Here is an 8,747-nt window from a genome sequence, read left to right as displayed (position 1 = left end):
TGTGCAAGATCATGGGGGCTTATAGTTTGATTTATAATCATATTCTAGTTAGCTCTTCGAGTTTACAAATTTTTGAAGAACCTGATTTGTTATGTCAATACACTGATTTACTTCTATTTGCAAATTATCATTCTTATGATTAAGAATATGGGTAACAATTTTCTGTTCGTCTTTAGTAAGCTGAGCTATTACAGATTTATAATATTTTTTATTGCTTGATTGAAGTTCGTTTAATAAACCGGACAATTGCATAAGTGTAAAAATTCGTTCATCATCAATGTTTTCAGCATTTAGAAGTTTAGTCTTTACTGTTGATAATATATCAAAAGCCCATTTATATGGATGTTTTTCAAAATAAACATGAAAAATATCAACATCCTTCATGGATTCATCTGGGTCTTTTTTTACACTAATTATTCTTGTATATGCAGGTAAAATAATGTTGTTTTTTAAATCCGTTGACAGTTCGGAATATAGCAAACTTAACTTAGTTAAAGCTTCATCTAAAGCACCAGTTATATAACCCTCCCAGAAAGCATACAAAAAAATAATTTCATCGTCAGTTTGTCCACCTGCTTTATCAGTTAAAAAATTATTTTTTGTTAAAAGAATCCATTTACCATTCTTTTCGTCTTGTTCTTGAAAATCTAATTTCCCCCAGCCAGCCGAAGAATCCCAATAGTCAAAAAGTTCGATGAATGCCTTCAAGGATGATGGAATTAGCTTTCTGTTTTTATTTTTCAATATAACTTTTTCAAATAAATCAATACAAGCACTTCGACCGATTTCCTGACCGATTTCATTTAATAAGCTTCTGTCCTTGATAGCTAGCATTAATTTGATTACAGTCTCTATCCTAAATACAATTTGTCTAATGCCCCAGCTGTCAACTCTTCCTCCAAAACTTGTGTCAAAAGTATTAGAAGGTATCGATTCATCTAAAATGTCCCTGACTTTCGAAACTATAGGATGATTCAAGTCCGGTCCAGAGCTATTTTTTAAATTAAAGACTGGTGAAAACTCTTCTACAAATTCATTTAGAGCAATACCAATTCGACGATATTTTCCTTCAGCATTTTCATCGATCAAATGTCTAATTTGATCAAATCGCTCAAACACTTCAACATCATTGGCTAAAAAAGGATTTGCTTCATTTGCAAGAGTTTGATATAAAGCATCGAATAAAGTTTCTTCGTCTTCATAAGTCCGATACGAATAATTGTCTCCAATTTCTTTTAAAAACTTTTTTCTTTTCTCCTGTAATTCTACAGATTCTTCCTGATCAGCTTTTAATGGTGCATCATCCTTCCCTACAAAAACAAAGATTTTTTCTATCTCATTGTTTAACTTCATTTCATGTGCTTTACGATATTCGGCATGTGTAATGGATATAGTTTTTCCTTTTGGTATGGTACCATAATTACTTCCAATCAGGAGAATATAATAGTCACAACCTTTTTCTAATTGCTTTATTGAGTTTCCAAGTGGCGCATCTCCAGCTGGAAAAGTCTCCATACCTACAACTCCATAAGATAATCCATATAATTTTTCTCTAACTTTTATTCTGGTTTTCTTTAAGTTTTTATATGTGCTACTAACAAATACACGTTTCTGAATAGCCTTATCCATAATTAATTAAAAATTTTTGTTTTCCTTACGACGGTTACAAACAAATAAACGATGGGTTGTTTACCCAGTGTAGATCGGAATCATTGGTAAATAATGTGTGCTAGTATCTGAATTTACCGATGTTACGATAGGCAATTAGCAGTTTAATTTATGAAAAAGATCTGGGGCGTTAAATCAGATTTACATATGCTTTACTATAGAATTAAATTCCCGACGATGGCCGCGGAATGTAGCTCACTTCTTCTTAAGTCTATGCTTATAAAGATAAGATAAGCTACAGCTCATACCTTAACCGTTCAATCAATCAACCCTGCCTGTTTCAATGCCGGTACGTACGCTTCCCGTTGCCGGTCATAGAGTTTACTCCACTTCTCCAGATCTATCACCTGTTCTTCAGTAATTTGCCGCCAGCCTTTTACCAGTTGCCGTTGATAATACACGTTGTTGATGCGAAGAAACAGCATACCACTGCCTGCGTTGTAGAATAGATCGTCCATAGCCACAAAAGTAATATCCAGTGCGTAGAATCGACAGGCGAATGGTCTTTTCACTTACACTACTTCGATAAGGCTATGTATATAGAATTGACTGTAATGAACGGTGGTCAACTGATTAAATACCTCTTCAATCAGAATGAGATTATTCACGTTAGGCCACACGCAGACTCTGAGAACTCAGAGATAAAGTTGACTGACGGAAGGAGCTGGGTCATTAAGGAAAGCTACGATGAAATCAGGAGCACGCTGCTCAAGCTTCCTACCGTAATCAATTAGGACAAAACAACAAGCCCGGTTACTATCCGGGTTTCTTTATTGTCTGCTATTCTACAGTGAACTGAAGTCGCTAGTAAGACAAAACCCCGACGATAGCCGGGGGATGTTAGACCTGTGTTTTATCCTATAATGGCGCAAACTACATTAAGTTACCCTCACTGTCCTTACCGTGTAATAAATGAAGTGCCAGGTCAATGCAATGACGATTTACCTAAACAAATTTAGGTGTCGAGGTGACTGCTTTTCTGGTTTGTTTACTTAGCCAATACCCTGAAAGAAAGCACGTTAGAGCAGTAGATTTGCCTGGTTTTAGGGTTATTGACACGTAGCATATTATACTCAATCCCTATGACAACGCTTTCTACCACACGCTCCTTAATATGGAGGGCTTGGCCAGCCCGTCGGCTTCTTACTTGTTTATGGGTTCTAGGTCTGCTGCTAACGAGCCTTTTCGTTGAGGCCCAGAACGGACCGTTTTGCAACACGTTCACTAAATCCTCTACCCGTTTATCTGCTTCATATGACATATATGCGGTAGGCGACACGGTCTATGCGGGCACTGAGTACGGACTAGCTATCTCCACCGACGGCGGGACTACCTTTAGCCTTCGAACAACAGATAACGGCTTAGGTAGTAATGGTGTGGGCGGGGTATATGCAATCGGTTCGAGGGTCTATGCCGCCACTCAGAATGGGTTGGCGATTTCCACCGACGGGGGGGATACCTTTATCAATCGAACGACGGCGAACGGTTTAGGCAATTATGTTCAGAATGAACAGGAAGCCAATCGAGTGAATGCGGTGTATGCCGAGGGCAACACCGTTTATGCCGCTACCAATGAAGGCGTATGCATTTCGACCGATGGGGGTAACACTTTCACCAGGCGCACCATATCGACCGCAATTAACAGAACCAGCGATGTGTATGCCGTGGGATCAACCATCTATGTCGCAACGGGTGTTGGCTTATTAATCTCCCCCAATGGGGGCAGAAGCTTTGCTTATCGAACTTACCGAGACGGTTTAGCCAATGATAATCTCTATTCAGTCTTTGCGGTGGGCGACACGGTCTATGCGGGCACTCAAAATGGATTGTCGATTTCCACCAATGGGGGCGTAAGCTTTACGACTCGCAACATCACAGGAGGTTTATCTGAATCAGCTAGTGACATCTATGCCGTGGGTTCGACGGTCTATGTTGCATTGGGTTTTGGAGGGGGGCTTGGCATTTCCACCGATGGCGGTAACAGCTTTACACGGATCACAGAGGCTAATGGCTTGGGGAGTAACGATGCTCGAGGAGTATTTGCCACCAGCACCAAGATTTATGTGGCTAGTGTGGGGCCGCTATTTGGGGAGCCCGTTGGGGGCATAAGCTTTTGCAGCACCACCTGCTCAACGACAGTGAGCATTTCAGCAGCTCCTAGTCTAACCGTTTCCCAGGGGCAGAGCGCCACCCTGACGGCAGCGGGGGCCACCAGTTATCAATGGTCTACCGGAGCGACCACTGAATCGATCGAGGTCAGTCAGGCGGGCATTTATTCGGTGACGGGTACAACAGGTGCCTGCTCAGCCACGGCCAGCGCTAGTCTGAGCGTACTGCCGGGTGCCGACTTGACCCCTGTAGTCTACCTTCGTCCCTTTAACCTGTACGGTACGAGTGCCGTTTCGGTGGTGGTCAGTGTCTATGAACTGAATGGGGTAGCCGCCTCGGGGCCCATTACCGTCAAGCTCAGCAAAGATCCCAAGTTCAGCTTAAGCCTGCCCTCCATGGAGAGCTCGGTGGGAGGGGTGCCGGTGCAGAACAGTCAATGGACGCTGGCTCCACCAGAGACTGATCCAGATTATTACGTCTTGACGACGAACGCCGTCCTCAGTGGGGGGGGCGAACTCTCCTTTGGCTTAACGGGCAACTTCACCTCCGGTTCGACCAGTGGCCAGGCTATCCTGACGGCGGTGGTCGAACCCCAGAGCGGAGAAGCCAATGTGAGCAACAATGTAGATTCGGAACGAGCCAGCTATTTTCAAAAATAACTGGAGTAGCCCTCAATTTCGTCTGATACCCACTGCCTGTAAATGTATAGTTTACCTGAATTACTACTTTTCGTGAAACCTATATGGGAGTAGATAATATTTAGAAAATGAATAGATCAACCCGGTTAATAGCCGGGTTTCTTCAGTAGAAAAACGCCCGGTCAACTTGACCGGGCGTTTTTAACTACACACCAAAATTATAAACTTATTGAATTATACGCTTTCGTGAATCGATTGGATTGCTGAATCGAATCATTTTACGCACTAGGTAGACAATAGCCGGGTTTTTGTTGCCCAAATACGCCTTATAGTAAAATCAGATTGTAATTATATGTTAATTTGAGCAAATTTCACTCGCATAACCTTCCCTCTATCCACAATGAATGTTAACTCCATAGATTACAGGGTTGCTGAGGAGCTAAAAATCTTTGCTCATCCGATTCGGCTTCGTATTCTGCTTGCGTTGGTAGATGAACCTTCCTTGAACGTAGCAGCCTTAACCGAACGGCTTGGCGTCGAACAATCCGTCACATCGATCTACTTAACCAAGATGAAAGACCGGGGATTACTGGTCGCCGATCGACAGGGCAGTTTTACTTATTATTCCTTGAAGAACCCCGCGGTAATAACTAAGCTGATGCAGATTCTAAATCTACAAGGCTAGACGCAACCCTCGTCACGCTTTCCTCCACCCGGTCTAGGCCGGGTTTGTTTTTTGTTGACGTATAGGTATTTTCTGTCATAAATAATATTTATCATTGTGATAGAATGATAGATTTATTCTATTGCCTACCGTAATCAAAAAATTCAACATGAACCTTGCTCCATTGGGTGTATCTCAAGAACCCAGTAAAGCTCAGCTATTTGCCTTATCTGAGTATTTCCAACGCCAACAGGCCGTATTCGCTTTCCATCGTCATTGCCAGCAATTGACCATGCGTCGGCTGCATCCCTTTCGGCATGAGTTCATTCCAATCGCTGGCAACTCGGATGAAATAACCTACCTGGTGAACCAGCGTCGGCAGGTCCAAATACGTCTTAATGAGTTTGCTTGCATTCCAAGTCATTTTGTCTTTCGCTGTATCGCTGGTGCGCTGCTGCTGATGGGTAGCCTGGTCAGTTGTAAGCCAACTGAGATACAGCCCGAACCCGACAGAGTGTTTGTGATGGGTTGCTCCTGCCCTGTGTATGATGCAAACGATTACCTCTGGCCAGTTATCTACAAAAACTGGGGCCATGACAAGACGGATAAAGACCGCATCCGCTTTTATGGGGATAGTACCGCTACGGAATCGTTCGAGTGGATCAAGCTGGATCAGGACTAACCATGCCCACGCAAAAACGTGTTGATCGCCGTACGCACAGCGCCAAGTCGGTACAACCTGTAGTCAACGTAAACGAGTCCCGTGGTGGTAATGCCGAAACGCAATTCTACCGGCAAAAACGCTGGAGGGATCTTCGCGCCAGCGTCTTACGGGCTGAGCCGTTTTGCCGAGAATGTAGCACAACTGGTAAGCAGACGATCGCTACGATGGTCGACCACATCACACCAGTAAAGCAAGGAGGAGAGAAGTACGACGTAAAGAACCTCCAGCCCCTATGTTATCACCACCACGCTATTAAGAGTGCCAAAGACAAACAATCGTAACAACTATGAATCCTCCATTACCCTTAAAAGAGGCTAACCTACTCCATCAGCTGGTCACTGATTACGAGCGCTACAAATGCCAGGGCTTTGCTGATGCGTCCGTCGGTGTACTACGTATCATTCAGCAGACATGCGACCAGCTGATTAAGAGCCCCGATCTGTTCAAGACAGAGGAACTGGTTATCGCTACCAAGAGCGGTGAGCAGACCATCACGATCAACGCTTCACCACCGGACCGGCTTGGGCTTAAAAAAGCGATGGCCGATGTTTCAGAGGCTGGAAAACGAGCACTGGACAAACTTGCTGAAGACGTAAAGGAAGAGGCAAGGGAACAGCCCGTTGACTCCGAACAGCCTGCATGGATGAATAGGAAAAAGAAAACAAACTATCCCTGAAAGCCACTTTCACCTATAAAGCCACCCGATTGACGCTTGAGCAGCCTGGTGCCTTCAATGATGCCGAGTACAGTGAGCTTGTGCAGCGCATGACAACCGCTCCATCATCCGTACAAGCCAGCGTCCAGGCTGAGGATGGTACGGTGTTTTTCGGTACGCTGGAAGAGTTGAACGAACTCAACCGGTTGCAGAGCCAGATTTTTAAACCCCACAGTAACTAATGTCAGATCAATCATTCAACGGTGTACTCTCTGGTGTTACGTCTGATACGTTCGCTGGCTTCCCTCAGCATGGTGGTGAAGTCGTGGTGCCTAAAGAGGTGCATGATAGGCTGTTTAATTCTGATACGCCAACTGTGGAAGCGACTATTAAGTCTACTCCGACTGGAATACAGTCAGACGCATTCCAGATTGTTCAGGACTTTGATCGTATGCTGAGTAAGCATCGTGCATTCCACCAGGATCTAATATTTAAGAATGCGTTCGGTCAGCTTACCCCACAGGAACAAGCGTATTACGATGCTTGGACAGCCCGGTTAATTGCAGAGAGTGAATCTGAAGCAGCAGAAGACGAAGAGGAATAATTAGTAAAAACAACTGGGTATGATGTACGTAATCTGGATTGTCTGTTCCATTGTCCTGACCTATGCCTTACTATGGCTTTATATGATGGTCTATTATGGCTGTCTGTATGTGTATATACGCTTCTTACTGTGGGCACAGAAAGAGATTAAACGAGTTACCGCTAATCGTATATGAGCCGAAAGAATAATAAATACGGTAAGCCCATTGTCCACAGCATTCCAATACCCGCTGTGGTGAGTGGTGACTTTGTACGTGTTGCCTCACTCTCCAAGTCTGGTAAAGAGAATCCAGCTGTGCGTAGTGATGATGATCTAGTACTGTTACTAAGAAAGCCTAATAATTAATTATGATTATTGAGACTAAGTACAATCCAAATGATAAGGTATGGTTTGTGGATGCAACAGGGCAACCAACCGAAGCTATTATCAATACTGTGATGACCCTTTCCCATCTATATCCTAAAGGTTTAGATACGGATGAATGGGTATATAAGACGGAGGTTACCTATGAGCTAACGGTCAATGGTAATACCGGAATGCACCGCAAAGACGATGATTTGTATAGTACTAGCAAAGACTGCTATCTGGCTCTTGCTGCTGCTTATGCTGAACGTGCTCTGTACTATCAGAATCTAGGCAATGCGCCGGTAATTGGCTGATAATCAACGCAAGGGGAGGGGCGGGTTAAATCCTTTGGCTTTCGATCGGCTGAACCGGTGATCCTGGCAAAAAAGATCGGTGTCAAAATTCAGATTTTTTTAGGCGTTCCAGCGCGTTCCAATTGACTGATTATCATGTAAGTTATGGGTAAAAATTATACCTAAAATAATTCGATTTAATTCCACGTATTCACCGTCATGACAACACTTAAAAACGGAAAACTGAGTGACCTGACTCCCGATCAGAAAAACGCCAACAAAGGTAGGGAGTACGGCGGTCACCTTCTTGAAAAATCATTGCGTGAGTTGGGCGCTGGCCGCTCGATTCTGACGGATCGAAACGGCAACGTCATCGCTGGCAACAAGACGATGGAGACCGCTGCGGCTATCGGCATGGATGATGTGATTATCGTTCAGTCGGATGGTAAAAAGCTGATTGTTGTTCAACGTACGGATCTGGATATTGACAGCAAGCAAGGCCGTGAACTGGCCTTAGCCGATAACAAGGTCAGTCAGGTCAACCTTGATTTCGATGATGAGGTCATTAAAGCGTTAGGGGAGGAGTTTGACACAAACACCGATGACTGGGGTTTTACGTCTTTTGATGATGAGGATCAGGAAGAGCAAACCGACGAAAAGACCCAGCGCGAATCTGATAAAATCACGTTTCAGCTGAGCAGTTTCCAACAATCCGAACTTATCAAGGCACTGACAACCGCAAAGCTGGAAAAGGAACTTGACCAGGTGAAGGAAACTGACGGCGAAGCGCTGATGGTATTGGTAAACGAATTCCTAAAACGTCGTAGCTAATGCCTGCCGGTCGTCCGAATAAACCATCTGCGGTCAAAGCATTGGAGGGAACCTTACGTGCTGATCGTGTCAAGGCAAATGAGGTTCAAGCGGACCTACTCGCTCACATTCCAGATCCACCGCAGGGTCTGGGCGAATGGGGTCAACAGGAATGGTATACCGTCTGCCGCTGGCTTCATGACATCGGCAGTCTGGCAGCTACCGATTTGAGTCTGC

The 8,747-nt window shown here is 44.2% G+C and carries 11 protein-coding genes and 1 pseudogene; 10 read left to right on the top strand and 2 right to left on the bottom strand.

Annotated elements, in window-relative coordinates; all coding sequences use genetic code 11:
• Positions 1 to 48: 48 nt before the first annotated feature.
• Complete coding sequence (locus ACOJS8_RS20265; protein ID WP_420150372.1) at positions 49 to 1,629, bottom strand: DUF4062 domain-containing protein; 1,581 nt, start codon at positions 1,627 to 1,629, stop codon at positions 49 to 51.
• A gap of 296 nt (positions 1,630 to 1,925) precedes the next feature.
• Complete coding sequence (locus tag ACOJS8_RS20260) at positions 1,926 to 2,180, bottom strand: hypothetical protein (RefSeq protein ID WP_420150371.1); 255 nt, start codon at positions 2,178 to 2,180, stop codon at positions 1,926 to 1,928.
• Between the two features lie 1,500 nt (positions 2,181 to 3,680).
• Between ACOJS8_RS20260 and ACOJS8_RS20255 the strand changes: the two genes are divergently transcribed.
• The 10 genes and pseudogenes from ACOJS8_RS20255 to ACOJS8_RS20210 form a co-directional block, all read left to right on the top strand.
• Complete coding sequence (locus tag ACOJS8_RS20255; RefSeq protein WP_420150370.1) at positions 3,681 to 4,436, top strand: hypothetical protein; 756 nt, start codon at positions 3,681 to 3,683, stop codon at positions 4,434 to 4,436.
• 379 nt (positions 4,437 to 4,815) lie between these two features.
• A complete protein-coding gene (locus ACOJS8_RS20250) occupies positions 4,816 to 5,100 on the top strand; it encodes an ArsR/SmtB family transcription factor (RefSeq protein WP_420150369.1) in 285 nt (94 codons plus the stop codon).
• A gap of 148 nt (positions 5,101 to 5,248) precedes the next feature.
• The gene (locus tag ACOJS8_RS20245; protein WP_420150368.1) at positions 5,249 to 5,761 is read left to right on the top strand and encodes a hypothetical protein; all 513 of its coding nucleotides are present in this window, start codon (positions 5,249 to 5,251) and stop codon (positions 5,759 to 5,761) included.
• A 2-nt stretch (positions 5,762 to 5,763) separates the two neighbouring features.
• Positions 5,764 to 6,084, top strand: a complete 321-nt coding sequence (locus ACOJS8_RS20240) for an HNH endonuclease (protein WP_420150367.1) — start codon at positions 5,764 to 5,766, stop codon at positions 6,082 to 6,084.
• A 5-nt stretch (positions 6,085 to 6,089) separates the two neighbouring features.
• The gene (locus ACOJS8_RS20235) at positions 6,090 to 6,479 is read left to right on the top strand and encodes a hypothetical protein (RefSeq protein ID WP_420150366.1); all 390 of its coding nucleotides are present in this window, start codon (positions 6,090 to 6,092) and stop codon (positions 6,477 to 6,479) included.
• A 29-nt stretch (positions 6,480 to 6,508) separates the two neighbouring features.
• The gene (locus ACOJS8_RS20230; protein ID WP_420150365.1) at positions 6,509 to 6,700 is read left to right on the top strand and encodes a hypothetical protein; all 192 of its coding nucleotides are present in this window, start codon (positions 6,509 to 6,511) and stop codon (positions 6,698 to 6,700) included.
• A complete protein-coding gene (locus ACOJS8_RS20225; protein WP_420150364.1) occupies positions 6,700 to 7,062 on the top strand; it encodes a hypothetical protein in 363 nt (120 codons plus the stop codon). The genes ACOJS8_RS20230 and ACOJS8_RS20225 overlap by 1 nt, the downstream gene beginning before the upstream one ends.
• Before the next feature lie 347 nt (positions 7,063 to 7,409).
• Positions 7,410 to 7,721: a hypothetical protein gene (locus ACOJS8_RS20220; protein WP_420150363.1), complete on the top strand. Its 312-nt coding sequence runs from the start codon at positions 7,410 to 7,412 to the stop codon at positions 7,719 to 7,721.
• A 198-nt stretch (positions 7,722 to 7,919) separates the two neighbouring features.
• Positions 7,920 to 8,531, top strand: a complete 612-nt coding sequence (locus ACOJS8_RS20215) for a hypothetical protein (RefSeq protein ID WP_420150362.1) — start codon at positions 7,920 to 7,922, stop codon at positions 8,529 to 8,531.
• Positions 8,531 to 8,747: pseudogene (locus ACOJS8_RS20210) on the top strand (hypothetical protein); the annotation flags it as partial. The gene ACOJS8_RS20215 and the pseudogene ACOJS8_RS20210, both read left to right, overlap by 1 nt.

The sequence above is a fragment of the Spirosoma sp. genome, assembly GCF_048594605.1.
GTDB lineage: Bacteria > Bacteroidota > Bacteroidia > Cytophagales > Spirosomataceae > Spirosoma.
Note: the sequence above shows the minus strand (reverse complement) of the source record. Positions and strands in the feature narration are given on the sequence as shown.

Bases quoted from the DNA above. Each gene is read 5' to 3' on its own strand.
- ACOJS8_RS20250 (WP_420150369.1), top strand. From the start codon at position 4,816: ATGAATGTTAACTCCATAGATTACAGGGTTGCTGAGGAGCTAAAAATC.
- ACOJS8_RS20225 (WP_420150364.1), top strand. From the start codon at position 6,700: ATGTCAGATCAATCATTCAACGGTGTACTCTCTGGTGTTACGTCTGAT.
- ACOJS8_RS20240 (WP_420150367.1), top strand. From the start codon at position 5,764: ATGCCCACGCAAAAACGTGTTGATCGCCGTACGCACAGCGCCAAGTCG.
- ACOJS8_RS20265 (WP_420150372.1), bottom strand. From the start codon at position 1,629: ATGGATAAGGCTATTCAGAAACGTGTATTTGTTAGTAGCACATATAAA.
- ACOJS8_RS20245 (WP_420150368.1), top strand. From the start codon at position 5,249: ATGAACCTTGCTCCATTGGGTGTATCTCAAGAACCCAGTAAAGCTCAG.
- ACOJS8_RS20220 (WP_420150363.1), top strand. From the start codon at position 7,410: ATGATTATTGAGACTAAGTACAATCCAAATGATAAGGTATGGTTTGTG.
- ACOJS8_RS20235 (WP_420150366.1), top strand. From the start codon at position 6,090: ATGAATCCTCCATTACCCTTAAAAGAGGCTAACCTACTCCATCAGCTG.
- ACOJS8_RS20215 (WP_420150362.1), top strand. From the start codon at position 7,920: ATGACAACACTTAAAAACGGAAAACTGAGTGACCTGACTCCCGATCAG.